At 36.6% G+C, this 26208-nt stretch carries 25 protein-coding genes; 7 read left to right on the top strand and 18 right to left on the bottom strand.

The window, feature by feature from the left end:
• Positions 1-18 precede the first annotated feature (18 nt).
• Together AC6BKE_RS05760 and cls are read left to right on the top strand one after the other, a co-directional pair.
• A complete protein-coding gene (locus AC6BKE_RS05760; RefSeq protein ID WP_342504374.1) occupies positions 19-813 on the top strand; it encodes a YwqG family protein in 795 nt (264 codons plus the stop codon).
• 137 nt (positions 814-950) lie between these two features.
• Positions 951-2408 (top strand): cardiolipin synthase, encoded by a 1458-nt coding sequence (gene cls, locus AC6BKE_RS05755; protein WP_036119229.1) that lies wholly within the window; start codon positions 951-953, stop codon positions 2406-2408.
• Between the two features lie 50 nt (positions 2409-2458).
• Here the strand turns inward: cls and AC6BKE_RS05750 are convergent, their stop codons facing one another.
• The 4 genes from AC6BKE_RS05750 to AC6BKE_RS05735 all read right to left on the bottom strand — a co-directional run bounded on the left by AC6BKE_RS05750 (position 2459) and on the right by AC6BKE_RS05735 (position 5419).
• Positions 2459-3241 carry a M15 family metallopeptidase gene (locus tag AC6BKE_RS05750; protein ID WP_036119172.1) on the bottom strand — a complete coding sequence of 261 codons (783 nt, stop codon included), beginning with the start codon at positions 3239-3241 and terminating at the stop codon, positions 2459-2461.
• 153 nt (positions 3242-3394) lie between these two features.
• Positions 3395-3643, bottom strand: a complete 249-nt coding sequence (locus tag AC6BKE_RS05745; RefSeq protein WP_058844729.1) for a hypothetical protein — start codon at positions 3641-3643, stop codon at positions 3395-3397.
• 55 nt (positions 3644-3698) lie between these two features.
• Positions 3699-4460 (bottom strand): membrane protein insertase YidC, encoded by a 762-nt coding sequence (yidC, locus tag AC6BKE_RS05740; RefSeq protein ID WP_036119178.1) that lies wholly within the window; start codon positions 4458-4460, stop codon positions 3699-3701.
• 164 nt (positions 4461-4624) lie between these two features.
• On the bottom strand, positions 4625-5419 hold the full coding sequence (locus tag AC6BKE_RS05735) for a helix-turn-helix transcriptional regulator (protein ID WP_036119181.1): 795 nt from the start codon (positions 5417-5419) through the stop codon (positions 4625-4627).
• Between the two features lie 505 nt (positions 5420-5924).
• Between AC6BKE_RS05735 and AC6BKE_RS05730 the strand changes: the two genes are divergently transcribed.
• The 3 genes from AC6BKE_RS05730 (at position 5925) to AC6BKE_RS05720 (ending at position 9710) form a co-directional block, all read left to right on the top strand.
• On the top strand, positions 5925-6575 hold the full coding sequence (locus AC6BKE_RS05730; RefSeq protein WP_036119184.1) for a LytTR family DNA-binding domain-containing protein: 651 nt from the start codon (positions 5925-5927) through the stop codon (positions 6573-6575).
• 352 nt (positions 6576-6927) lie between these two features.
• Positions 6928-8448 (top strand): succinyl-CoA:acetate CoA-transferase ScpC, encoded by a 1521-nt coding sequence (scpC, locus tag AC6BKE_RS05725; RefSeq protein WP_036119187.1) that lies wholly within the window; start codon positions 6928-6930, stop codon positions 8446-8448.
• Between the two features lie 119 nt (positions 8449-8567).
• Positions 8568-9710 carry an MFS transporter gene (locus tag AC6BKE_RS05720; protein WP_036119191.1) on the top strand — a complete coding sequence of 381 codons (1143 nt, stop codon included), beginning with the start codon at positions 8568-8570 and terminating at the stop codon, positions 9708-9710.
• A gap of 17 nt (positions 9711-9727) precedes the next feature.
• On the opposite strand, the gene AC6BKE_RS05715 is transcribed toward AC6BKE_RS05720, so the two are convergent.
• The 12 genes from AC6BKE_RS05715 to AC6BKE_RS05660 form a co-directional block, all read right to left on the bottom strand.
• Positions 9728-10036: a YbyB family protein gene (locus AC6BKE_RS05715; protein WP_036119194.1), complete on the bottom strand. Its 309-nt coding sequence runs from the start codon at positions 10034-10036 to the stop codon at positions 9728-9730.
• Positions 10037-10533: 497 nt separating this feature from the next.
• Positions 10534-10815, bottom strand: coding sequence for a GNAT family N-acetyltransferase (locus tag AC6BKE_RS05710; protein WP_036119196.1), 282 nt, complete (start codon positions 10813-10815; stop codon positions 10534-10536).
• Between the two features lie 145 nt (positions 10816-10960).
• Positions 10961-11875 carry a DUF1002 domain-containing protein gene (locus AC6BKE_RS05705; protein ID WP_036119200.1) on the bottom strand — a complete coding sequence of 305 codons (915 nt, stop codon included), beginning with the start codon at positions 11873-11875 and terminating at the stop codon, positions 10961-10963.
• A gap of 148 nt (positions 11876-12023) precedes the next feature.
• Complete coding sequence (locus AC6BKE_RS05700; RefSeq protein WP_036119203.1) at positions 12024-12881, bottom strand: CvfB family protein; 858 nt, start codon at positions 12879-12881, stop codon at positions 12024-12026.
• Between the two features lie 29 nt (positions 12882-12910).
• On the bottom strand, positions 12911-13330 hold the full coding sequence (gene mntR / locus AC6BKE_RS05695; protein ID WP_036119205.1) for a transcriptional regulator MntR: 420 nt from the start codon (positions 13328-13330) through the stop codon (positions 12911-12913).
• A 122-nt stretch (positions 13331-13452) separates the two neighbouring features.
• A complete protein-coding gene (locus AC6BKE_RS05690) occupies positions 13453-13749 on the bottom strand; it encodes a late competence development ComFB family protein (protein ID WP_369802788.1) in 297 nt (98 codons plus the stop codon).
• 170 nt (positions 13750-13919) lie between these two features.
• Entirely contained in the window at positions 13920-16043 is a 2124-nt protein-coding gene (locus AC6BKE_RS05685) for a heavy metal translocating P-type ATPase (RefSeq protein ID WP_271911138.1), read from the bottom strand.
• Entirely contained in the window at positions 16024-16395 is a 372-nt protein-coding gene (locus tag AC6BKE_RS05680; protein WP_036119214.1) for an ArsR/SmtB family transcription factor, read from the bottom strand. Before AC6BKE_RS05680 ends, AC6BKE_RS05685 begins: the two co-directional genes overlap by 20 nt.
• Positions 16396-16547: 152 nt before the next feature.
• Positions 16548-18917, bottom strand: a complete 2370-nt coding sequence (locus AC6BKE_RS05675; RefSeq protein WP_499856143.1) for a penicillin acylase family protein — start codon at positions 18915-18917, stop codon at positions 16548-16550.
• Between the two features lie 416 nt (positions 18918-19333).
• Positions 19334-20089, bottom strand: coding sequence for an exodeoxyribonuclease III (locus tag AC6BKE_RS05670; protein ID WP_036119219.1), 756 nt, complete (start codon positions 20087-20089; stop codon positions 19334-19336).
• A 52-nt stretch (positions 20090-20141) separates the two neighbouring features.
• Entirely contained in the window at positions 20142-21056 is a 915-nt protein-coding gene (gene murB / locus AC6BKE_RS05665) for a UDP-N-acetylmuramate dehydrogenase (RefSeq protein ID WP_058844735.1), read from the bottom strand.
• A 223-nt stretch (positions 21057-21279) separates the two neighbouring features.
• Positions 21280-21585 carry a winged helix-turn-helix transcriptional regulator gene (locus AC6BKE_RS05660; RefSeq protein ID WP_036119224.1) on the bottom strand — a complete coding sequence of 102 codons (306 nt, stop codon included), beginning with the start codon at positions 21583-21585 and terminating at the stop codon, positions 21280-21282.
• 326 nt (positions 21586-21911) lie between these two features.
• Here AC6BKE_RS05660 and AC6BKE_RS05655 point away from each other — a divergent pair, with 326 nt between their 5' ends.
• Both AC6BKE_RS05655 and AC6BKE_RS05650 read left to right on the top strand, forming a co-directional pair.
• Entirely contained in the window at positions 21912-22439 is a 528-nt protein-coding gene (locus AC6BKE_RS05655; protein WP_036119238.1) for a YceI family protein, read from the top strand.
• Between the two features lie 36 nt (positions 22440-22475).
• A complete protein-coding gene (locus tag AC6BKE_RS05650) occupies positions 22476-22847 on the top strand; it encodes a DUF2500 domain-containing protein (protein ID WP_499856139.1) in 372 nt (123 codons plus the stop codon).
• Between the two features lie 25 nt (positions 22848-22872).
• Here AC6BKE_RS05650 and AC6BKE_RS05645 read toward each other — a convergent pair whose 3' ends face one another.
• Both AC6BKE_RS05645 and AC6BKE_RS05640 read right to left on the bottom strand, forming a co-directional pair.
• Positions 22873-25233, bottom strand: coding sequence for a bifunctional 2',3'-cyclic-nucleotide 2'-phosphodiesterase/3'-nucleotidase (locus tag AC6BKE_RS05645; RefSeq protein ID WP_499856138.1), 2361 nt, complete (start codon positions 25231-25233; stop codon positions 22873-22875).
• A gap of 304 nt (positions 25234-25537) precedes the next feature.
• Complete coding sequence (locus tag AC6BKE_RS05640) at positions 25538-26164, bottom strand: FMN-dependent NADH-azoreductase (RefSeq protein WP_036119245.1); 627 nt, start codon at positions 26162-26164, stop codon at positions 25538-25540.
• Positions 26165-26208 lie beyond the last annotated feature (44 nt).

Raw genomic sequence — 26208 nt, 5'->3', positions numbered from 1 at the left:
GATATTCGGAGGGTTTGCATGAACAAAGCAACCAATTTTTTACTTCCTAAAGAGCTAGAAGCTTTTCGCTCAGAAATCGAAGACACGCTACTTTCAACAATCATTATTCAGCCATACCAACGTTCAACTACGTTAACTGAAAGTAAATTTGCTGGCGAACCCTATCTCCCCTCTTTTCAAACCTATCCAAAAGATTTAACAGGGGAGCCAATGAGATTATTAGCTCAAATTAATTTTGCCGAAATCCCACCACTACTAGGTTTTCCTTCAAGGGGATTACTGCAGTTTTTTATTTCAGCCAATACTTTTAAAACTACTACTGTCAATTATTACGAAGACATTTTTCAGCAATTTTATAAAGTAAGATTTTATCCAACTGTCAATGACAGTACAGCCCACTCTCAACAGGCACACTTTTCTATACCGACTACATTAGATGGCTTCCCTATTCGTCAGGAATTAGCTTTACAATTTCAGCTAACACAGGAACCCATTTCTGCACTAGATTATCGAGCACAACGTCACCTTCCCTTCCTCCTATCCTCCCAAATGGATGATGTGCAAGAGATTTATTTGCAACACTTCCTAGGAGCGGGAGCTAAAATTGGTGGCTATGCTTATTATTTAAATGAGGATATTCATCAAGAGTCCTTGCTACTTCAGCGCTATAATGTCTTATTATTACAAATTGACTCTCATGATGAATTAGGAATTATGTGGGCAGATTGCGGTGTCGGCAAGTTTTTTATTAACCGAGAAAAGCTTCTTCAAAAGGATTTTTCCGATATTTTATTTCAATGGGAAAATTACTAACGAAAACATGCGGATTATCCCTTACAAATCGAAGAGATAATCCTTTTCCTACCTAGCTAGATTTCATATCTTCTTTCTTCTTTTGAAGTAGGCTATACTTATGTATGTTGTTAACAATAGTAAAGGCAGGTGTAGGAATGAGCATTTTTACAGACATAGAATATTTAGTCCCTTTAACCTTGTTTTTTAATATTTTATTAGCCATGACCATCATTTTTTTAGAACGTAAAGATGCTACCTCTACATGGGCATGGATTCTTGTATTATTTTTCTTGCCATTAGTTGGATTTATTTTGTACTTATTACTTGGAAGGCAGTTACGAAGAAAGCATTTATTTCGTTGGGAAGGGCGTAAGGATATCGGGATAGATAACCTCATTAGCTATCAAATGGAAGCCATTCGCAGTGAAACATTTGAGTTTCGCATTGCAAACGCAGAAAATTATCAAGAAATGATTTATATGCACCTTAGAACAAACAATGCGGTATTAACACAAGACAACCATTTAGATATTTTCGATGATGGTGCCAATAAATTTGAACAACTCCTAAAAGATATTGAAGCAGCTAAAGATCATATCCACATTCAGTATTATATTTTCCGTCTAGATGACTTAGGTACACGTATCGTGAATGCACTGATTAAAAAAGCAAAACAAGGTGTCAAGGTACGTCTACTCTATGATGAGATGGGCTCACGTAATGTAAAAAAGCGTCATTTTAAAGAATTGCTGAATGCTGGAGGTGAAGTAGAAGTTTTCTTCCCATCCATTTTGCCACTTCTCAATCCCCGTCTAAATTTTAGGAATCACCGTAAAATTGTTGTCATTGATGGTCGAATTGGCTATATTGGTGGCTTTAATGTCGGTGATGAATATCTTGGGCTACAAAAAAAATTCGGTTATTGGAGAGACACTCACTTGCGAATTGAAGGAAGTGCGGTGCATCCACTGCAAACTCGCTTTTTACTCGATTGGAATCAAGCAAGTGCACAGCAGAAAATGGGCTACTCTGATCGCTACTTCCCTGCTATCCCGCAAAAGGGTGATGTTGGCTTACAGATTGTTTCAAGTGGACCAGACTCAGACTGGGAACAAATTAAGATTGGTTATTTAAAACTTATTAATATGGCGAAAAAATATATTTATATTCAAACACCTTATTTTATCCCAGATGTAAGCTTCTTAGACGCCATTAAAATCGCAACATTGTCGGGCATTGATGTGCGCATTATGATTCCTAACAAACCTGACCATATGTTCGTTTATTGGGCTACTTATTCCTATGCCGGTCAGTTATTACGTGCAGGAGCGAAAGTCTACATTTATGAAAAAGGCTTTATCCATGCCAAAACCATTATTATTGATGACGAGGCATCGACTGTCGGAACAGCTAATATCGATGTCCGAAGTTTCAGTCTGAATTTTGAAGTCAATGCCTTCATCTATGATGCAAACATATCGCACCAACTTGCAGAGCTATTTGAAAAGGATATTTTTGATTGTACGGAATTAACATGGGAAATGTATAAAAACCGCTCAGCACTTATTAAATTTAAAGAATCCATTTCACGTTTATTAACACCTATTTTATAAAAATAAAAAGGAAGAGAGCCTGTTCATAGTGAACCGCATCTCTTCCCTTTTTATTTCACTCCTAAATATTCTTCCAACGTAATATTTTGCTTTGTAATCTCTTTTGCAATATCTTTGCCTACATAACGATAATGCCAAGATTCATACATATAACCTGTAATATCTTCTTTATTTTGTGGGAAACGTAAAATAAAACCATACTCTTGAGCATGCGCAAATAGCCATTGTCCTGCTGGCGTTTCTCCAAATTCTGCTGTCAGCCATACATCCTCTTTTCCACGCTCTCCTATATCAAACGCTAAGCCTGTTTGGTGTTCGGAATAGCCTGGTCGAGCACTGTATCGATCTGCTGCTGCTTGTCCATCACGTTTTACATAGTTATCATAAAGTTTTGTTTGATATTCAAAAGAACGATACCCACTAAATGCAACTAAATCAAATCCTTGTTGCTTGGCGGCAGCTAACATCTGATTTAGAGCTTGTCGTGCCTCTGGATTTTCTTCAGGTGCAAAGGTAGAAGGAAGTGGATATATTTTATTTGCTAGCAAAATACCATTTATGTAGGTTGGTTCAGTAGGTAATGTTTGATTTGGTAGATAACCGTTTTCGTCAGGTTGCTGCTCTGATTCTGCAGGTGTTTCAGGTGTATTGTCTGGCTCCTCTGTTACAGAAGAGTCTTTCTCTGTAGAGTCGTTTGTTTCTGTTGTTTTTGGTTGCTCATCAGTCGCACTATTTACTTGATCATTTTTATAGTTATAGACTACAAAAATAGCTGCGATTAACGCGATAGAAATCAAAGCACCTATGATGAGCGGAAGACGATTGTTTTTCACTATTTATGCCCCTTTTAAAATATCAGGTACAACAAGGATATTGCTCTGAAAACATGCCATCCTGAAAATACCCATTTTTTTGTATTACTCGTTATAATCTTATTTTAGCACTGTTCACATTTTCAGGTGTGAATTTCCCATGTAAATATTCATTTAGTCTGTTAGAACAATGACAAATACTGCTATTGAAGCAATAGCAAAAAAGATTGCCATATACTTCATCCACTTTGCTTCTTTTACATAGCCCTGCTCTGCAAAACTTTTAGCTCTAAACCCATTTGATAAAGCGAACATAATCGTCATAGCAAGTACGGCAAAATTAAATTTCCCTATAATAATAAATACGAGTGCCGCAATACTAAAAATTGCAACAAGAATAGATGCTAGCCACTTTCTGTTCATCTTGCTGACCTCCTAAAAAAGTCGAGGCAACAGAGGCGCCTCGACATTGTTTAATTTATTTTTTTGCTTTTTCGGGATGCTCCGAATAATATTTACGCCCAATATATGTTTGAATAATCAATAATGCACCACTGACAGACCAATACAGAGGTAGAGCTGCCATAGAAGACATTGAGATAAAGACAATCATAATTGGTGAAATATAAATAAACATTTTCATTTGAGCCTTTTGTTGCTCAGGTACAGTCCATAATGATACACGCGCTTGGACTAAGTAAACAATCCCTGCAATAATGGTCATAACGATATCAGGTGACCCTAAACTAAACCATAAAAACTCATGTGATTTTACATCCGCAGAATACAAAATCGAGAAATAAAGTCCCATAATAATTGGCATTTGAATTAACATCGGTAAGCAACCCATGTTAAGTGGATTAATGCCATGCTTTTGATAGAGAGCCATCATTTCTTGTTGATATTGTGTTTGCTCTTCTTTTGTCTTAGCTTCCTTCATTTTTTTCTGAACGGCTTCCATTTCAGGCTTGAACGCATCCATTTTCGTTTTCATCAATTGCTGCTGACGATAGTTTTTTAACATAATCGGCATTAGAACTAAACGAATTAGAACCGTGATCGCAATGATTGCTAAACCATAGCTTCCTGAAAAGATATCATTCCCGAAAAACTCCAGTAAAAATTCCATAGGTTTTACAAAGATACTATAGAAAAAACCTTCTTTGTTTTGCACTGCTTGACAGCCACTAAGCACAAAAACTGCTAGACCAAGCATTGAAAAGAGTTTCAAATTTTTCATTTTTCCACCTACTATAATTTATCAACTACTGTGAAGTATACCTTATAGGCTCTACCTTTATCAAATAGCAAGTGCTACTAATTTAGACCGCAGTTGTTCGTAAAAAAGGTGCGAGCTTTAGCCATGCTAAACGTTCGCACCTTTTCACATCTTATGCTCAAAATTTAAACATTCTGTAATTCAGTCTCTGCCATTTCAAAACGATAAAATTCATGATGAAGTTCATCTCTGAAATGCTTTGGTGTAACACCTGTATATTTTTTAAAAATACGAGTGAAATAACTTTGGTTACAGAAATGGAACTGATCTGAGATAGATGTAATACTTTTATTTGTATGTCGCAAGTAGTATTGTGATTCTTCTACACGTCGAACATTTAAATACTCAACTAATGTAATACCTACATGTTCTCTGAAAATACGTGATAAGTGACTAGTACTGATATGAAAGTTATTAGCAATACTTTCTACAGTTAAATCATTCTCAAGTTCATCATTTATATACATAATTACTTTGTTGACCGTCTGATGTCGGAAAGTCGGTTGTTTGCGATCTGCAATAAAGTAAACAAAGAAATCAATTAAATCATCCGCAAATTGTAAAAACTCTGCGTCTTTCATCTGATTTTCTATCATATCGTTACAAGCAATATTAAAAGCAAAGGCTTTTTTCGAAGGTACTTGATTGTCCAGCAGTTTACGGGCAACAATTGATGATAAAACGGAAAAATAACTTCGAACAATTTTAATGACCTGCTTACCAAAACGGATTGAAAGAATATCAATTAACTCATGCAAAGACTTTTTCGCTTTGGTAGATTCTAAATGGTAAATTTCAAATATTAATTTCGACTCAATATTAAAAAATTCTTCGACACCGATATATTGATTAATATTATCGATTTCTTGGAAGTATCTTTTGGATATCGTTTCTGACATAGAATGTTGATGTAGTTGCATAATCTTCCCCATCTTTCCTCAGAGTGCACGAATTGCATGACAAAATCTGACACCAATCCCAACGAATTAAAAATAAGAAAATAGTATTTGCTTATTCAATATAAGAACTGAGTCCTATTTCACAATTTTTTATTAAAAATAACTCAAAAATAACCCAACTAAAACACCAAATCTAAAAAAAATAGACTATACAGTGGATTTTACCATATTCTGCGATTTCCTTTCAACCACATTTTACTTGCTACTCTAGTTCTAATTTATCACATACGCATAGTAGAAACCTCGTAAACTTATTCCTAACAATTAGATTTTACCATATACCTATTAAAAAAAATTAGTCATTATATAAATTTATTTACAAATTATACAAGACATCTTACACCATTTTAATGAGTCAATCGACATTTTTCTATTTTATTCCTAAATCTTCTCTATATAATTTATATGGATATGTAGTAAAATAGATGATAATACTATTTTTAAAAGTTTAGACGAGGTGTTTAAAGTGGATCCAAAACAAATAGAAGAAATAATGGAGATAATTAAGGAGTTCTTCCCTGAGAATACATCCATTGCTATCTCTGATACAAATGAATATTTGTATTACCAGCCAAGCAAAAAAGTTGATTTAAAAATTAAGCCGGGTGATCCGATTAAAGAAGGTTCAGCCGCACACAAAGCACTTAGCTATGGTCAAAAAATCAGCTCATACATCGAACCTGATGTTTTTGGTGTCGCTTACTATGGAATGAGTATTCCTTTAATGGAGGAAGGCGAAACTAAAGGAGCTATTACTGCTATCTTCCCGCAAAAACCATCAGCATTCTTAACAAATTATATTACCATCAAAATTGATGATTGCTGGTACCCAATCAAACATGATCAAGTGATTTATTTAGAAACTCAACTCCGTAAAACATTTGTTAAAACAATGACTCGTGAAGGTTATCACCGTTTGAACCTAAGTGATCTAGAGCTATTTTTAGCACCTGACTCATTTATTCGTTGTCACCGCTCTTATATCGTTAACATTGACTTCATCGATGAAATTCAACCAGATTCACACTCAACGTTTTTATTAATTATGAAAGATGGTACGCGCATTCCGGTTAGCCAACGCTATGCAAGCTACTTCCGTCGTTCTCTAGGTTTTTAATATGGACAGACAGCGAGCAATTTTATGAATTGTTCGCTGTTCTTTTTTGCGTTAAAAGAGACCACTTCTCTCCCCTCCATTAACAATTTTGACACAGTTTTTAATGTAGAAATTTTCTAATTTTATACAACTCTACAATAAAACGTTTTCTCTGTCGAAAAATCATCTTAATGCTCGATTTTCCTTTTTTTACTCAATTTAATGCTAATTCTAAAGTTTTTGTGACAATTTGGTGATAGTATTATTCAAATGGTTGGAGTCATACTACAACTGAATAAACAGAAAATTCTCAAATGTTTTTTCTAGTTTTGTAATCGGTTTCCATCAAAATTATTTAGGGGAGGATTTTTTTATGGATGCAAATGTTCAAAAACGCCTAGGTTTAAAAGAACTTGAGAGTAAAATTGTTACTGCTGAAGAAGCAGCAGCACTTATTTCTAACGGTGATGTAGTTGGGATGAGCGGTTTTACTCGTGCTGGGGACGCAAAAGTTGTGCCAATGGCATTAGTTGAGCGCGCGAAAAATGAAGAATTCAAGATTGATGTATATACAGGTGCATCATTAGGACCAGAAGTAGATAAGTACTTAGCAGAAGCTGGTGCAATTCGTAAACGTGGACCATTCCAAGGGGACGCAGGTATCCGTAATTTAATTAATTCTGGAGATGTCTTATATGTAGATGCTCATCTTTCTCATAACGCTGAGCTAGTACGTCAAGGAATTATCGGGCCAATTAAATATCTAATTCTTGAAGCTGTTGCAATTACTGAAGATGGATTAATCATTCCAACAAACTCTGTAGGTAACTCACCAATTTTTGCAGAATATGCAGAAAATATTATTATCGAGTTAAACATTTCTCACCCAGAAGCTTTAATTGGTATCCACGATATTTATGTTCCAGGTGAACAAGGTAATCGTGAAGCAATTCCAATGACCAATGCTATGCAACGCATTGGTGAAATCGGTATCAAAGTTGATCCAGCTAAAATTAAAGCAATTGTTATTTCTGAAGAGCCAGATGCCCCTTCATTAATCGTTCCACCAGATGAAGAAACACAAACAATGGCTAACATTTTATTAAACTTCTTCAGTGATGAAATTAAAGCAGGTCGTCTAACAAAACAATTAATGCCTTTACAATCTGGTGTCGGTTCTGTAGCAAACGCTGTACTAGATGGTTTTGCAGATTCTGAATTCGAAGATCTCATTGTGGCATCAGAAGTACTGCAAGATGCAGTATTTAACCTGATTGATGCAGGCAAAGTTAAATTTGCTGCTGCTACTTCCATTACACTGACTGAGGAATTACAGAAGAAAGTATACGGCAATTTAGAAAAATATGCCGATAAAATTTGCTTACGTTCACAAGAAATTTCTAACCACCCAGAACTTATACGTCGTTTGGGACTAATCTCAATTAATACGGCTTTAGAGTTAGATATCTATGGTAACGTTAACTCTACACATGTATCTGGAACACGTATGATGAACGGTATCGGTGGTTCAGGAGACTTTGCACGTAACGCACGTCTTGGTATTTTTGTTACAAAATCATATGCAAAAGGTGGAGCTATTTCATCGATTGTGCCAATGGTTTCTCATGTTGACCACACTGAGCATGATGTGGATGTAATTGTAACAGAGCAAGGTATTGCTGACTTACGTGGTCTTGCACCAAAAGAGCGTGTACCTTTAATTATTGAAAACTGTGCACATCCAGATTACAAAGAACAATTATGGGATTACTACAACCGTGCAGTTGAGGCAACAGGTAACCACCAAACGCCTCATCTTTTAGAGGAAGCACTTTCTTGGCATGTAAATCTTGCTAAAAACAAAACAATGAAAAAAGAAGTTGTAAAAGCTTAATTTCTTAATTTTTGGACGTCTAATAAGTCAAAACTTATTGGGCGTCCTTTTGTATTGGAAATGTTATAATAGAACTACGAATCTAACTTACTATAATGTTCTATTTCATCGGAGGAGCTATGAAGAAATTTATCTATGTAATTATTTTCTTTTCGTTTTTCGACCTTTTTACCCAGCTTCCTGTTATGAGTACATATGCTGAATCTTTAGGAGCATCAGCATTTCTAACTGGTCTAGCAGTGGGTATGTATTCACTTTCCAATACATTTGGTAATATCATTTCAGGCTTTTTAACAGATCGTAAAGGACCTTTTATCATACTAATTGTTGGTCTTTTCACAACAGGTTTATCGTTAACACTATATAATTTAATAGAGGAGCCAATCGCACTATTAATTGTACGTTTTATCCATGGACTTGTTGCAGGCTTCATTGTTCCTGCTGCCTTCACATTTTTAGCAAATGCTACTGAGCAAGAAAAAAGAGGTAAGGGCAGTGCTATTTCTGGTGCATTTGTTGGTATTGCTGCCATTATAGGCCCTGCTTTTAGTGGTATTTTAGCAAGTCGAACAAGTGTCCCATTTGTTTTCAATATCACGGCAAGCTTTATGCTGCTATTAGGCATTCTTGCGTTCTTTCTACTGAAAGCAAACCAAGTAAAAAAAGAGAAAGCAGAACCGAATACATATATTCCGATAAGGGTCTTTTTTAAGAACACGGGAACATTAAAAGCCTTTTTAGGAGCCTTCTTCTTAATGTTTTCTCAAGGTGTCATTGCTTATCTACTTCCGCTCAAAGTCCAATCTTTAGGCTATGACTCTCGTTTAAGCGGTACTTTAATGAGCACATTTGGTATAATTGCTGTTCTTGTTTTTCTTTTACCAACGAACCGCATTTTTGATAAGGTTGATCCTCTGAAAACATTGTCTGTTGGTATAGGGTTAATGGGCATAAGTCAATTATTAATTAGTCAAGCTGATTCTAACACTTTACTTTATATAGCGATGGCTTGTTATGGCGTCGGTTTCGGTTTCCTATTCCCTTCAGTCAATTCCTTACTAATTGACTCTACAACTGCTGAAGTACGAGGAAAAGCGTATGGTTATTTTTATGCATTTTTCTCTCTTGGCGTCGTTTTAGGCTCTTCTTTATTAGGCTGGCTGTCACTTGGTACAATTAGCGGCTTTATATTTACTGGAATCGTCCTTTTGCTCTTTGCAGGAGCGATCCTTATTTCACACAAAAGACCTTCTCATGCTTAAATGAGAAGGTTTTGTTTTTATTTTTCTTTTTCTTGAATTTCTTCGTTATAGAAATGGACACCTGTATGTCCTCCACCCTCTGCTACCATTTCATTCGAAGCAATTTTAGTTGGAGATGTGCCCGCCTCTGTTGCTACCTCTGTTGAAACTCGTTCTGTAATTCTGTCATCCATATTAGGTCCAGATGTGAGATACGTTTCGAATTTAGCTTTCATACTATTAAACATCGTTAGTGCTTTATCACGATTCTCTTTTTTACTTAAGTAAGATGCTGCTAATCCCGCTAAACCTGCAAGGACAACACCTGTTCCTTTTCGTTTTGCCATGATCTATGACCTCCTAAAAATATAAAAACTAGCTCTGTAATATAGTTTTTCCCTAATCTTAGAAGAATAAACATTATTTTTTTATAACTTCTAGCATATATATAAATGTAAGACTTATACTTGCTTTTTTATCTAGTAATGATACTGCTATTCAATACAATTCGTCTCGTTTTTATTGCGGACAATCACACTCCATCTCCTACCAAAACTCAACTTGAAAACCTTCTATTTTTTCATTCAACATAATTTTGTAACTATTTATGATTATAAAAGGCAAGTAAAGGGAATTAATGAATTAATACTAAAAATAGGAGAGTGGTTAGGATGAAAGAATTCGATTTAGCTTATGATTGGATAGATATGGCTGCATTACTAGGTGGAGCTAGCTTCTTAACGGTATTAATTTATAGTGTCACTCTACTGTAAGGAGCTGCTTACATGATTTGCTCTAACAATTAAAAGGCAATCCGCTTAATCAAAAGCAGATTGCCTTATTTTTATTGTTTCACGTCATTATATGCATCTGATTTTTCAAATGCGGCTACAACATAGGAACAAACGGCCTCCATTTTATAACCCTTTTCACGTGCATACGATGCTGCTTGATCGAGTAATTGTTTGGCCACACCTTGACCACGGAGCTTATCTGATACATATGTGTGATCCATTACCATTACTGAGCCATTTTGCTGCCAAGTAATTTCTGCGAGTTTTTCCCCTTCTTGCTCATTCAAAAATGCATATTGATTTTCCGCTAGTTGCTGTAATTGGAATTCCATTTCTCACCACTCCTTTTTTTCATAGTACCATAGCTTTTTATATTTTCACAAAATTTGTGTACTCTTTGTGTTATGCAAAAAAATCTGAACACCCACTCTAGCATACTGAGTAGGTATTACAGATTTTTTTAACGACTATAAAACTTTAGTTAAACCATGAAGAAATGGTATCTTTTAGATTTGCGAAGAAACTTTTCACACTTTCCCAGAAACCTTTATCTTCCATGAGTGAGCCGAATTTTTCTTGGATTGTGTTACTAATATCATTTAACTGTTCAGACCATTTACTAAAATCAATGTCTAGCTTACTGATTTTATTCATTAAATCTACTAGCAATTGACGGTCCTTTTCACTTAAATTAATTTCAAGTTTGTTTAATTGCTCTTGTACAATTTTTTCTACTTCTTCACGTGTTGCTGGCTTCAATTCCGCAATTTGCTTTTTAATTTCTGTCAGTAATTCTGCAACCTTAGCATCATCTACCCCTGCAGATTCTGCAATAGATGTAGCCACTGATAATTCTTCGTTGGCAACATCGGTACGCTCAATATCAAGCGTTTCGCCTGTTGTAACTTCATATGCCTTGTAAATACCTACTAGCGCTGAATGTCCCGTAACAGCTTTTGGCGCAGCTACTTGTACCGTTGCATCTTGAATTCCTGCCGTAAGCATCGCATTCGCGTACATTTCAGAAGTTACCTGCGTAATATTAGATGGCGTTACAATCTCTATAACTAAACCTTTCCCCGTATCTCTACGTGTAATTTTCGCAGAAGAATACATACGAGAGCTTGAATTACTATCTTTAATGTATTTTACTAGATCCTCACCAGACACAGTAATTTCTTCGATTTCAGGTTCTTCACTTACTTTTAATGATTTTTTGACGGATTCTTTTTCAGCCTCAGATAAATTTGCTCCATATACGACGATAGGTACGCCCAATTTTTCATCAATTGCTTTTGGAGGCGTATTATCAGATGCAAACCCTGTTGCTGGTGCCATCACTCCAAATACCAACATTGTAGCTGTTAGTATTTTAATCCATGTTTTTTTCAAATCGTGTGACCCCTTTCGCTAAAACATCTATTAGCCTGTATAATGTATGCCACTATACAATTATTAGTACGAAAAAAAGACGAGAAGGTTTCAGATGTCTCTCGTCACTTTTTCTGTGGTAATGCAATTCTAGCAAGTGAATTTTCCACTAAACTTCTTCAGTCCAACCGTCTTGTTGCTTTATTTTACCAGCCTTCATGAGTGTTCCTAGTGCACGTTTAAATGCCCCTTTACTCATATTGAACATTTCTTGAACCTCTTCAGGGGATGATTTATCACCAAATGGCATTTTGCCGCCCACATCTTGTAGATAAGTCAATATTTGCTGTGCATCATTTGAAAGTCGTTCATGCTTTCTTGGTAAAAGGGAGCCATTCATCGAACCATCCTCTTTTACGTCGATAATCCGTACAACTACATCTTGCCCTAATCGAGGCTCTGCATTGCGCTCTGATTCATGAACAAAAATACGGTAAGGCGCTTCTACCCCTAGTAAAAATGTGCCAACTGGTAACAAACGATATGGACGTGCCTGAATGTTTTTATTGTGCATATCTTCTAGTGCACCTTCATATAGTTCTGTCACTTTTTCTTCCGTTGCCAAACGTCCAAATAAATCACCATTTCGATCCGTGCGCAATGTCATAAATACATGGTCACCTGGTTCTGGCCACAACTCTTTTACTGCTGGTAAATCCTCTGCTCTTACTAAAACCTCACGAGATGTACCAATATCTACAAAAGCACCTTCACGTTCAACCACTTTCAAGACACGAGCCCAGCCATATTCTCCTTGAGTAAAAGCTGGAATAGCCGTTGTAGCAGCCAAATCACCACGACGATCTACAAATAAAAATACTTCAAGGCGATCACCTACTGCTAGTGGCTCTGTTACCTCTGAAGCATTTAAAGGGAGTTCTTCCACTCCATTTGTTAAAATCCATTTCGATGCTTGTTGCTCTAATACCGTTAATGTAACAACTTCACCTGATTGTAATGCGTTCATATTGTCTTCCTTTCCTTCACACCATCATTTTAAAGATTATGCTGTGTCTTAGATGCCTCTAATTTTTTCACGATGTCTGGATTCTCTTCCATTACTTGCACAAGATCTGCAATACGATCGATTGAATTCCAACTTAAATGATGTTCAATTCCCTCAACATCATCATAAATACGCTCTTCATCCACACCAATCATTCGTAAAAACTGCTCGAGCAATTCATGGCGCTGCACAAGACGCTTGCCAAGCTTTTCTCCTTTAGGCGTCAATGTCAGTCCACGGTATTTTTCATAAACTAAATAACCATCTTTATCTAATTTTTGAACCATTTTTGTAACAGAAGAAGGAAGTACAGATAATGCTTCAGCAATGTCAGACACACGCGCATATCCTTTGTTGGCGATTAATAAATATATTTGTTCGATATGGTCTTCCATACTAGGTGTTGGCATATCCTTTTCCCTCTCTTTCCTTTTCTTACTCTCTAGTTTACTACAAGCTTGGCTTAAAAGTTAACTGAAAATACATATGTCAGAAAAACACTTCTTCTCCAACTTAAAAAGAGCCTCTTCTATTAAGAAGTAGGCTCTACTTTGTGTCGAGGATACTTATTTACCACATGTAACGCATGAATAATCTCTTTGTTGATGCGCTCAATACTTTCAGGAGTATTCATTTCTTTAAATGCCTCATCTCTGGCTTCCATAGATGTAACATACTTACTTGGCAATGCATTTAGTGTAAGTGCCACCGTGTCGAATTCACAGATTTCGCATTTACAAAATGTTTGATATTCTGGTCCTCGTAGTAAAAAGCTTACTAAACCACGCACAATCTCTTCTGTAACATTTACTAAAATAGGATCTGACATATTCAAACTTTCGCCTCATTTATATTTAATTGTTACATTACTCCTGAAACTATAATAGCCTTTTAAAAATGCTTTTTCAAGAATCCCTAGTAGCATCTATTCGCATAAAATTCATAGCGTTAGAGTGAGATTAATTTCCTACCTTATTTTACAGAACTACACCTTACATACTATTTTTTTGCTCTAATTAGTCTTAAAGAATTAAATACAACTAATAGCGTAGCACCCATATCCGCAAAAATTGCTATCCATAATGTCAGCCATCCTGGAATGACAAGCAACAACGCAATTAATTTTAAAACTAGGGCAAATATAATATTCTCTTTAATGATGCGTAATGTTTTTCTGCTCAAGCCAATGGTATACGGAAGTTTGGTTAGATCGTCACCCATTAAGGCAATATCCGCCGTCTCAAGAGCTGCATCTGTTCCTGCTCCACCCATGGCAATTCCTACATTTGCAGTTGCTAATGCTGGTGCATCGTTTACCCCGTCCCCAACCATCGCTACAGCACCAAATTGTGCACGTAAATCCTTAATCGCCATTAATTTTTCCTCTGGTAATAAACCAGCGCGCACATCTGTCATCTTTAATGAAGTAGCAATAGCTTGTGCTGTGGGTTCTGCATCACCTGTTAACATCACCATATGCTTTACTTTCAAGGCATTTAATTTTTGTAATACGTCCTTACTTTCATGGCGCAATTGATCAGCAATTCCAATAAGCCCAATAAATTGGCTATTCGAAACAGCTGCTATTACTGTTTTACCCTGTTCTTGCAATTTTTTAACTTGATTTTCAATTTTTTTATCTACAGTAGTTAATGTCACTATCCATTTCATACTGCCTACATAAATAATCTGATTGTCTACTGTAGCATACGCACCCTTGCCTGTTACTGATTGGAAATCTGTTGGTACTAGCTCTGGTAAATTTTTATCATGCGATTTTTTTAAAATAGCTTTAGCCAAAGGATGCTGAGACTGCTTTTCTACTGCTGCCACTAGTTGTAATACATAGTCCTCTGAGCAATTATCTGTTGTCACAATATCCGTTACTGCTGGTTGTCCCTCAGTTAATGTACCTGTTTTATCAAAGGCTACAGCTTCAATATGTCCTAATTGTTCTAAATGAACACCGCCTTTAATAAGTACACCTTGCCTTGCAGCATTCCCAATTGCAGTTACAATGGCAACTGGTGTAGAGACAACAAGTGCACAAGGACATCCTACAACTAAAACAGCTAAACCTTGGTAAATCCAGTGCTGCCAGTCACCTACTAATAATGGTGGAATAACAGCTACTAGAAAAGCAATAATCATGATGGCTGGTGTGTAATATTTTGCAAAGCGATCAACAAATTGCTGAGAAGGTGCTTTTTCTGCCTGTGCTTCTTCTACCAGATGAATAATTTTGGCAATGGTTGTGTCTTCCACACGCTTTGTCACACGTACTTCGAGCGCACCCTCTTCATTAAGAGTCCCAGCAAATACTTCATCATTTACTGTTTTATTAACAGGAATCGATTCACCTGTAATGGCTGCTTGGTTGACTGCAGACAACCCGCTAATCACAATCCCATCCATCGCAATCTTTTGCCCTGGCTTGACAATTAAAATATCACCTATCTCAATGTCTTCTGTTGGTAGTTCCATCTCATGGAAGTGTTCTCCGTGAGCTCTTTTAATAATAGCTGTTGGTGGAGCTATATCCATTAACTGACGGATGGACTGACGAGCTTTATCCATTGAATACGCTTCAAGCGCCTCACTCACAGCGAATAAAAAGACGACAACAGCCGCTTCTTCCCATTCGCCAATAATAGCAGCGCCAATAATGGCAATCGTCATAAGCGTTTTCATATCAAATTCAAAGCGAGCTAGATTTCGGAAGCCTATTTTAAAAATGCCAACTCCACCCACAAGGATCGCTAATATGAACATCGCTATCGGTAGCGGATGTGATTCCTCTAGCATACTAACAAATAGATAGCCTAAAATAACAAAAAGCAAAGATATACCAGCTAGAACATTCTCTTTTTTACGGTAAAAAGGGGTAGCATTGTCAAGTGTTCTTGCTGCTGATTGGGTAACCTTAATGCCATCAAAGGCACCTGCTTCTTCAATTTGATCGACACTAATAGGGCCGATTACAGTAATTTTAGAAGCGCCAAAATTAACTTGTGCATCCTGTACAGCAGGTATAGCCTTTACATTCTTCTCAAATTTCGCCGCACAGCTGGCGCAGGATAGATTTTGTAGCCTGTATTCTTGTTTAGTTGGTGTCGCTGCCATTGGCAATCCCCTCTTTCGCATGTTCATAGGCAATTGTTACAATTTGGTATATATGCTCATCTGCTAAAGAATAATACATTTGCTTTCCTATACGGTGTGATCTGGCTAAATTATTTTCTTTTAAATATCGTAAATGATGGGATGCTGTCGCTACTGATGACCCAATAATAGTTGCAACATCACAAACACATAATTCATCTTCTACTGTTAAGGCATAGGCAATTTTAAGTCTTGTTTCATCAGATAATGCTTTTAAAAATTTTGCTACACCTGACAAATCAGGCATTTGTTGTTGTACCTTCGTGACCGCTTCTTCATGTACATGCGTCACCTCACATATTTCTTTTGGCATTTTCTCACCTCATTCAAATATTCGTTTGATTGTAATCAATATAACATATTATTCCATCATATTCAAACGAATATTTGAATGTTAATGATCTATATCATTGTAATTTTTAATAAAAAAAGTTAGCGCACTTATTATGTACGCTAACCTTTTTATTACTGTGCCTTTAATTGTAATGTTTTTCCTTTTATATCTTCTTGTTTCACAAACGTTTGATGATAATCACCATTCGCCCAATCAAGCACTTGATCCTGGTACCAATCAGACTTTACGTGCCCGCTCTGACCAGGACCAACAATATGATAGGCTGAGCTTAAATCTCCTACATCTACCACAAAACGCCAAGATGCACCATGATTTACATTACCAGCTAAATCATTATCTGCTGCTTGTACAGTAACCTTCGATCCCCCGATTGGAACCTTTTCAGCATTAAAGTAAGCGGCAAGAATTGGTGAGGCACTACCCAATGTATGATCAAACGTAAGCTGATGGTAATCACCCCATTGCCACTTCGCTGCATTTTTGCCGAATTGATCTTGTAATTGTGCAATTGTCAGCTCAAATGCCTTATAAACTGTCTCATCCACACCCCCCTGCTCCTCAATCCAAATGCTTTTCTCTCCTGCATACGCTGTACGTAAGAGTTGGTCTGTAATATTAAACTTCCCATACATGATGTCATACATATCTTCAGGCATTTGATCCTTAAACAACACTTCCTGTAACTTAATCATAAGTGTATGGAAGACAAGGGGTGCACCTGATTCCTTTGCATCTACCATATCCCAATCCTCTAACATAGCAATAATCTCTGTGTACTGACCATCCTGCTCTTTCGCTTTTATAGATGTTAATAAATCGGGTAGAAACTCTCTTGCATAAAGATTATGCTGATCCATTTGCAAATCCATCATATCTTCTACTGTAATTTCATCATTTGCCTCTAGCACTTCTTTAATTCTCTCGAAACGATAAGGCTGCGCCCAGAAATCCGTGATGTGATAAGGATAGTCCTCTCCAATGACTTGGTTATTCGCCGTTGCAATAAAGCCTTCCTTTGGATTCACTACAGTCGGTAGTTTATCCCAAGGAATAAAATCTTCCCAGCCATAGTCACTAGAATCACCTGGCACTGGTAATTGTCCATCACCTTGCTTACGAATAGGTATTTGACCATTAGCTTTATAGGCAATTGTGCCATCCTTTGAGGCAAAAACAAAGTTTTGAGCTGGTGCCTTAAAATCTTCTAATGCTTTTTCAAAGTCCTCCCAAGATTTTGCCTTATTAAACCCAAGCACCGCTCTCAATTCCGCTGTAGGTTGAAGCGCTGTCCATTGCATCGAAAATTGTGCTGTGGGCTCAGTATCCTTAAAAGCTAAATCTGTCATAATAGGGCCGTGACGCGTGACAACGACGTCAAAATCTACCGTTTCACCATCCTTCACCTTGATTGGCTCATCACGTACCTCCGCTTGCTCCCACTGACCATCATAGCGGAATTGTGTTGGGTCATCCGGATTTGGTATTTCAATATATAGATCCTGTACATCAGGCCCCACATTCGTAACACCCCAGGCAATTTCATCATTATGACCTAAAATAATACCTGGAATTCCTGCAAAAATAACACCACTGACATTTTGTTGTGGGGATTGTAGGTGCATTTGATACCAAATAGAAGGTGTACTTAATCCTAAATGTGGGTCATCTGCTAAAATCGGTTTTCCAGATTTCGTTTTATCCCCAGAAACAACCCAGTTATTACTACCATTAAATTCATTTGGTAATAAATCTGCACTAAACTGCCCTGCCACTGCTACAGGAGTTTGGATATTGGCCTCGATAATGGACGAAGCATTTTCAGGATATTTAATAAATAATTCCTTCGCCTTTGCTTCATCAAAGTTTTGTAATGCCCAGTGACGGAAGGCTAATGTATTCCAATTTCCGCCCAAATCATAAGCCATATATTTACCTATCGTTAAGGAATCAACAACCGTCCATTCCTCAGGTTCATAGCCTAACAAAGCAAATTCATAGCTTAAGGTATTGTTTTCCTTCGCCTGTGCAATAAAAGCATTTACCCCTTCAGCATACCATTCTAGTACTTGCTTACTTTCTTCATCATAAGCTGCTAATGATTTCTCCGCCGCATCCCGTAAACTGAACGTACGGAAGTGCTTGTCCGTATTAATGGTTGCTTCCCCAATAATTTCAGATAATCGACCACTTGCCTGTCTTCGTGCTAAATCCATTTGAAACAGTCGATCTTGCGCTTGGACATAACCTTGTGCACGATACAGATCGGCATCTGTTTCAGCCAAAATATGCGGAACCCCTTTATCATCCCTTGTAACCGTCACATCCTGATCCAGAATACTAACAACTAGCTCACCATCAACTACTGGCTTGGATTTATTCATAAACCATGTAAATCCAATAAAAGTCACAACAGCCAAAGCAGCTAATACCCCAGCAAAAACAATGAGCCACTTTTTCCACCTAAACTTTCTCTTTCCCACTGCATAACCCCCTCTTTGCACTATATTCACGTTTTACCTTCCCAAACCCGTTTTAACGAGCAAATTTTTTAGCGAATTTCCGTATGTTATGTATAAAAAATCTTCTTTAAATACAAAATTTTATATCAATTCGCTATTAAAATAGTATAAACAATAAGAATTTTGAAGGCTACTGAACCGTTTTGAAAAATCATATTTTCCTATAGAGGAAGATATGACTTTATGTGAGAAGGTTATCTTGTGTTGGTTTCATAGATTTCGGCTTACAGTCTCCTATTTTATGAGCGCTTCGATGCTACCCTTTAGTGGTTCCCTCAACGCTTTGCTTTCACTTTTGAGCGAAGCAACCCCTATTAATTTTCTAGAACAACCATAAAAAAATCGTATTTTCTCCATGAAAATACGATTTTTTAGCACTAGACATGTAATTGTAATTCAATTGGGCAGTGATCGCTGCCCATAATGTGTGGGTGGATTGTTGCAATATCAATTTGATTCTTTAATAGATCAGAAACAACAAAGTAATCAATACGCCAACCAATATTGCGTTCACGTACTTTATTCATATAAGACCACCATGTGTAATGGTCAGTTTCATCAGGATGCTTATAGCGAAAAGAATCTACAAAACCACTTGCTAATAACTCTGAGAATTTCGCTCGCTCTTCATATGTAAATCCTGAATTTCCTATATTAGACTTTGCATTTTTTAAATCAATTTCAGTGTGTGCAACATTTAGGTCACCACAATAGACTACGGGCTTCTTACTATTCAGTTTTTGTAGATAGCTTGCTAAACGGTCCTCCCAATCTAAGCGGAGAGGTAATCTGGCTAAATCGCGCTGTGCATTCGGAGTATAGACATTCACTAAATAGAAGTTTTCATATTCTAATGTAATAATTCTACCTTCATCCTGAGTGTCTTCCTCCCCCACTCCATACTTAACAGACAACGGGGTATGCTTAGTGAATATAGCGGTTCCTGAATACCCTTTCTTCTGTGCATAATTCCAATACTGCTCATATCCTTCAAGAGCAAGCTCTACTTGTCCAGCCTGACATTTTGTTTCTTGGATACAAAAGAAATCTGCTTCCATTTGATGAAAGAATTCTAAAAAGCCTTTACCTAAGCATGCTCGTATTCCATTAACATTCCATGATATAAATTTCATTTCATCCTCACTCCTAAAAAAACGCCCTTCGACTTAAACGAAGGGCGTGATATTATAGATCGTCACCAACAATTTTAACTTCTGTCTCTAATTCAACACCAAATTTTTCCTTCACGACGCGTTGGACCATTCGGATTGTTTCAATATAGTCAGTAGCAGTGGCATTACCTTTATTGACAATAAAACCTGCATGCTTGGTAGAGACTTCTGCATCTCCTACACCTTGGCCTTGCAAGCCACTATCTTGAATAAGTTTACCTGCAAAATGACCTGGTGGGCGTTTGAAGACACTTCCAGCAGATGGGTATTCTAAAGGCTGCTTTGATTCGCGTTGGAACGTTAAATCAGCAATCTTCGCATCAATTTCTTTTTGCACCCCTACCGCCAATTGAAATTCAGAGGATAACACATAATAGCCTTTTTTGGCAATTATGCTTTGTCGATAGCCGAGCTCAAGCTCTTCTTTGGATAATATTAAAATGTTTCCTTCTCTCGTTAACACCTTAGATGAAACAATAATATCCTTAATCTCACCGCCATAAGCACCTGCATTCATAGCCATTGCTCCGCCAATTGATCCAGGAATACCACAAGCAAATTCGAAACCAGTTAAAGAGGCTTGCGCTGATAGCTTCGATACATCTTTGATTAGTGCACCACTTTGTGCGTAAACATGCTCACCATTAATACGAATCTCATCCAGACTTGAGAATGTTACAACGATTCCTCTATGACCGCCATCACGAACAACCATATTTGAGCCGTTGCCTAACATTAATAAAGGAATATTATTTATATATGCATAGCGAATAACTGATGCTGCCTCTTCTTCTGTTTCAGGAAGAACAAAAACATCTGCTTTGCCACCTAATTTTGTCATTGTATACTGCTGTAAAGATTCATCTAACTTAATATTGGCAGGATTAATATTTTTTGCTAAATCCTTCGCCCATTGTTCTTTTGTCATGAGAGCTAATTCCTTTCTAACGTCCTTCTTACTCTACACCAGTATGGATTTAGAACCCCAATTTGACAAGTAAAATGAAGGGTATTTTTATCTCATATTATATGACAGGTAAGACCTGTGCAGAGATGATGAATATTATAAAGAAAATTGACAGTCATTCCAAGTGTCGTTTTTGGCACAATATTAAAATCAGTTTATTTACTAGTAGAACAATCTGTTCATGTTAGAGCCAACTACTTGCCCATGTTTCTATATTGCGGATAGCGCCTTCTAATGCTCGACCTTTATCTGTTAAAGAATACTCTACGCGTACAGGAACTTCGGAATATACTTTGCGTTCAACAAGCCCTTCTTTCTCAAGTTCCTTTAAGCGTTCTGATAATAAGCGCCCACTGACAGGTAAGGCAGACTCGATTTCATTAAAACGCTGTGGTCCATCTAGTAATTGATATAATATTAACCCCGTCCATCGTTTTCCGATTAAATCCATTGCTTTTGCTAAACGAGGACATAAAGTTGTCTCATTCATAATTTTTCACCTCTATGTAACTATTGTAACGATTAATGTAGTAAATGTAAATTTGAAGTAACTTATTTACATAAAATAATCAATTAACTTTTTTATATTAAATTACTAAAAGTAACTTTAATCTCATTTTTTTCAATTTATAGAGGGAATTTTTTAGATCACCTGCTAACAATAAAATGCCCATCTTTATAAGAATATGACTAAGATGCTCACAAATTACACTTTTATAAAAGTGTCTACATTTCCACATTTATGAAAAACTCATTGAATAAGCAAATTATTTACTTTATCATTCGTTGTAGAATGCTGTTTTAGGGGGTTTTCAAATGAAAAAATACACTATTGATTTCAGTCATTCAACAATTGGCTTTTCTGTGCGACATATGATGATTTCCCGTATTCACGGAACATTCGAAGCGTACAATGCTGAGATAGTTGCAGCAGATATTGAACAAATGCAGAAGGCAAACATTTCATTTACTATTGCCGTGGCTAGTGTCTCTACCAAAAATCATGATCGTGATGTCCATCTCGTTTCTCCCGATTTTTTTGATGCAGACGTCTATCCAAAAATCATATTTACTTCTACATACATTGATCAACTTCATGAAAGAAAATTTGCAATTCATGGGGATTTAACTATCAAAAACATAACAAGGCCCATTGTATTTACAACAGTATATACAGGAAAAGGTGTCAATCCATGGGCACAAGAAGTATTTGGCTTTCAAGCAAAGACACAAATTGATCGTCGCGATTTTAATCTAGTCTATAATACGTTTCTAGAAACAGGCGGCGTTTTAATCAGTGATGAAATAGATATTGTTGTTGATCTAGAGTTAAATCTTCTGTAAGAATCACCTCAACACCAAAGGAAAGGAGTAATTTAGATGCCCTGGTTTGACGATCAATTTTTATTTGGTTCCGTTTTTATAACAATTATCTTTCTCATTGTTTTCGGCAGCATTGCCTTCATAGTTGTGAAAGGCATTATCAGCTGGTCTAAAAACAACAGTTCTCCCATTTTAACGGTACCCGCTAAGGTTGTGACAAAACGTACAAATATACGTGGAGGCTCTAATAATACTGGAGCATCTACGTCCTATTATGTAACGTTTGAAGAACTAAACGGAGAGCGTCATGAACTAAAAATGAATGGGCACGACTATGGACTGCTAGTAGACGGGGATTTCGGCATTTTAACTTATCAGGGCACACGGTACCATTCATTTAACAGACATAAAAAGGAGAGTAGCGATTAAATCGTACTCTCCTTTTCATAAACCGTTATTTAATTAAATATTTAGCGAATCCAGCTTCTGTTTCTGCTAAATATTCGATGCTACTACCTGCAGGAATGAACTTTTGTGCATCTTTTGCAGATAGGTAAATAACCTTTGTATTAGCTGGGAACGGCACAAATGACCAGTTATTATCCGCAGCAGGGTTAATTGTTTTATTCGCCATAATATAATCAACTACAGCTTGGCGATTTTCATACGCATAGTTAGTAATATTAGAGCCATCAGCATTTTTAAATGTTGCCCCATATGATCCACCAACACGATAATTGTTTGTAATAATGATGAATTCTTGTTTTAGATCGATTGGCTTACCATTATATTGTACATTTTTAATACGGTTTGCCTTCTCATCAACAAGGATACCACGGCGATCATATTTTGCTGGTGATGATACATCAATTTGATACGTTAAGCCATCCAACACGTCAAAATTATAAGAACGTGCTTCTGAATCGATAATATTTTGCTCTTCTGTTTTATTCGAATCAATTGTTGCAAAAATACCCGCAGCCATTTCTAACCATTCAATTGCTTGAGCACCTGTCACTTTAATAGTAGCAACAGTATTATCATAATGATAGATGTCCGCCATATTTTTAATGGCAATTGGTCCCACAGGAATGTTTGTGTAATCTAGTGGGTTATTTCGAGAGCCTGCTTTGAAAGGTGCTCCAGCAGAAAGAAGAGGTGTCTTTTCATCAGCAGTACCTTTTAACTCCTGTTCAATAAACCATTTTTGTGCTTGTGTTACGATTTGAATAGAAGGATCATCTTGTACCATTGAGAAATAGCTATGGATTGGTGCAGTTGTTTCTCCAACAGGCTGACGGATATATGTTAATGTACCTTCATGTGCTTCTTTAATAGCCTTTAGCACTGTTGCAGATGGTTTTAAGCCTTCTTGCTTAATTGATTGCAATGAACCTTTACCGTCTACCACTACCCACTCTGATCCTTGTTGTTCCAATTTTAAATCAATGACACCAAGGTGACTACCATAGCTACCCGCCATAACAGTCGGTACACCGTGAATCGTACCCTTTTCTTGATCTACATCTTTCAAGTCCTTATAGTCACCAGGGAATGTTAAATGAGAATGCCCTGTAATTAAAGCATCGATGCCTTCAATTTCTGCTAGTTGGTAACCAACATTTTCAGCACCCTTCACATAAGTGTCCCCACCAATACCTGAATGCGAAAGAACAACAATTACATCTGCACCAGCTTTCTGCATGTCTGGTACTACCTCTTTTACTGCTTCAACAGGCTCCTGCATTTCCACTTTACCTGCTAAATGAATGGCATCCCATTCAACAATCTTTGTTGGAACGATTCCCGTTACACCAACTTTTAGTGTATGCTTTTTACCTGAGCTATCGACCACTTCTTTATCAAGAATGACATACGGTGTATACATACGCTTTTTCGTTTTTGCATCGTAAGTATTAGCATTTACGACTGGATATTTAGCATCGTTTAATACTTCATCTAAAAAGTCTAGGCCATAGTTGAATTCATGGTTTCCTAAAGTTCCACCATCATATTTTAATGCATTAAGTGCTGCGATAGCTGGATGCACTTCCCCTGGCTTTAATACACTTTCTAACGCTTTATAAGAGCCAAGTGGTGTACCTTGAATTAAATCCCCATTATCGAATAACAATGTATTTGGATTTTTAGCGCGCGCTTGTTCAATTAATGTAGCCGTATTAGCTAAACCAACCTCCGTTGAGGGAGCATCTAAATAGTAATTATAATTAGCTAAATTTGTATGGATATCTGTTGTCCCTAAAATCTGAAGGTCTACTGATGCTCCAGCTGAAGGTGCTTTATATTCTGCTACAAAGCGCTCCACAATACTTTCCATTTGCTCCTTCGTCATATAATCACGAGGGCGAATGGTATTATCCTCAAATGCTTGCAAAATGTTTGCAGCAACTGCGTTAGCTAAATCTTGTTTATATGCCTCTGCAATTTGGTCTGCATCTTTAAATTGCTCTAAAATAGAAAGGGAAGCGTTTTCACTAACTAGTCCACGAGCAGATATAACAAATGCTTGTTGACGTGTTAGTTTATCGTTTGGTCCAAATGTAGTTGCTGTTTTACCTTTAATAAGTTTTAATTCCACAGCCTTTTCTACATAAGGTGCTAAATCCTTAGAGACATCGGTAAAGGCAAGAGAAGAACCATCACCTATCTCTACATCTAAGCTCTTTACTAGTTCTTTTACATAATCTGCACGTGTTACATCATTGGAAGCAGCATCTGCAGAAAATCCAAATGGTATAAACGCGAATAGAACGAGTAACATTGCCAAGAAATTAGTTATTAATTTCTTATTCATACAACAACCTCCTTAATAATCTAGTATTTTCCTACAAATCCTATTATATTAAACTAATTCTATTTTTTACTGAATAAATAGTCCTGATTATATGTATTTTTAAAAGAATGGTTAATTACTTTTCTCCAAAATCATAGATTACTATCATTTTAATTCTTGCGTCGCAAACAGGATGTTAGTAAATGTAAATTCTAAATAATTAATTAATATCAATATATCCGACCTCCATACCACACCATACATCTGTTCACAAAATAAAAAAAATCCTCCCGAATTTGAGAGGACTTTTATTAAAAAATATTTTTTATGCATTCACAGTTTGAAGTGATTGAGCTACTTTTTTCACTTCTTCTAGGCCATTTGCAATAATTTCTTGTGCTTTATCAGGTGAAGCATTGTGACCTTCAATAATAACTTCTTCGATAATTTCCATACCGAATACGCCACCTGCTACATTTTTAATGTAATTTACTGACATTTCCATTGGTTGTGCTTCTGGTGATGAGTAGTAGCCACCACGAGCATTTAAAATGATTGCTTTTTTGTCAGTCATTAAGCTAATTAATTGACCATTTTCACCATACTTGAATGTAAATCCAGCTTGGTATACATAGTCGATAAATGTTTGTAAAGGTGCTGGAATTGTTAGGTTCCAAAGTGGGAATGCAAATACAACGATATCAGCTGCAGTTAATGCGTCCATTGCTTTTTGTTTTGCAGCTAAAAGACGTGATTCGATGTCTGTTAGCTCACCGCCATTTTGAACTTTACCAAATGCATTGAAAAGGTCTTGTCCAAAATAAGGCATATCTTCAGCAAATACGTCAAAAGTTGTAACGTTGAGGCCTTGTACATTCTCCATGAATGTATCATACATTTTTGTTGAAATACCGTCTGGACGGTTGTTAGCTTTTACTACTAAAACGTTCATTATATAAATTCTCCCTTAAACATCATAATCTAATATCTCGAATT

The sequence above is a fragment of the Lysinibacillus sp. COL-1 genome (assembly GCF_059814265.1).
This window is presented reverse-complemented; position numbering and strand designations above follow the sequence as displayed.

Bases quoted from the DNA above. Each gene is read 5' to 3' on its own strand.
- AC6BKE_RS05760 (WP_342504374.1), top strand. From the start codon at position 19: ATGAACAAAGCAACCAATTTTTTACTTCCTAAAGAGCTAGAAGCTTTT.
- cls (WP_036119229.1), top strand. From the start codon at position 951: ATGAGCATTTTTACAGACATAGAATATTTAGTCCCTTTAACCTTGTTT.
- AC6BKE_RS05745 (WP_058844729.1), bottom strand. From the start codon at position 3,643: ATGAACAGAAAGTGGCTAGCATCTATTCTTGTTGCAATTTTTAGTATT.
- yidC (WP_036119178.1), bottom strand. From the start codon at position 4,460: ATGAAAAATTTGAAACTCTTTTCAATGCTTGGTCTAGCAGTTTTTGTG.
- AC6BKE_RS05735 (WP_036119181.1), bottom strand. From the start codon at position 5,419: ATGCAACTACATCAACATTCTATGTCAGAAACGATATCCAAAAGATAC.
- scpC (WP_036119187.1), top strand. From the start codon at position 6,928: ATGGATGCAAATGTTCAAAAACGCCTAGGTTTAAAAGAACTTGAGAGT.
- AC6BKE_RS05720 (WP_036119191.1), top strand. From the start codon at position 8,568: ATGAAGAAATTTATCTATGTAATTATTTTCTTTTCGTTTTTCGACCTT.
- AC6BKE_RS05715 (WP_036119194.1), bottom strand. From the start codon at position 10,036: ATGGCAAAACGAAAAGGAACAGGTGTTGTCCTTGCAGGTTTAGCGGGA.
- AC6BKE_RS05710 (WP_036119196.1), bottom strand. From the start codon at position 10,815: ATGGAATTCCAATTACAGCAACTAGCGGAAAATCAATATGCATTTTTG.
- AC6BKE_RS05700 (WP_036119203.1), bottom strand. From the start codon at position 12,881: ATGAACGCATTACAATCAGGTGAAGTTGTTACATTAACGGTATTAGAG.
- mntR (WP_036119205.1), bottom strand. From the start codon at position 13,330: ATGCCAACACCTAGTATGGAAGACCATATCGAACAAATATATTTATTA.
- AC6BKE_RS05690 (WP_369802788.1), bottom strand. From the start codon at position 13,749: ATGTCAGATCCTATTTTAGTAAATGTTACAGAAGAGATTGTGCGTGGT.
- AC6BKE_RS05685 (WP_271911138.1), bottom strand. From the start codon at position 16,043: ATGGCAGCGACACCAACTAAACAAGAATACAGGCTACAAAATCTATCC.
- AC6BKE_RS05680 (WP_036119214.1), bottom strand. From the start codon at position 16,395: ATGCCAAAAGAAATATGTGAGGTGACGCATGTACATGAAGAAGCGGTC.
- AC6BKE_RS05670 (WP_036119219.1), bottom strand. From the start codon at position 20,089: ATGAAATTTATATCATGGAATGTTAATGGAATACGAGCATGCTTAGGT.
- murB (WP_058844735.1), bottom strand. From the start codon at position 21,056: ATGACAAAAGAACAATGGGCGAAGGATTTAGCAAAAAATATTAATCCT.
- AC6BKE_RS05660 (WP_036119224.1), bottom strand. From the start codon at position 21,585: ATGAATGAGACAACTTTATGTCCTCGTTTAGCAAAAGCAATGGATTTA.
- AC6BKE_RS05655 (WP_036119238.1), top strand. From the start codon at position 21,912: ATGAAAAAATACACTATTGATTTCAGTCATTCAACAATTGGCTTTTCT.
- AC6BKE_RS05650 (WP_499856139.1), top strand. From the start codon at position 22,476: ATGCCCTGGTTTGACGATCAATTTTTATTTGGTTCCGTTTTTATAACA.
- AC6BKE_RS05645 (WP_499856138.1), bottom strand. From the start codon at position 25,233: ATGAATAAGAAATTAATAACTAATTTCTTGGCAATGTTACTCGTTCTA.
- AC6BKE_RS05640 (WP_036119245.1), bottom strand. From the start codon at position 26,164: ATGAACGTTTTAGTAGTAAAAGCTAACAACCGTCCAGACGGTATTTCA.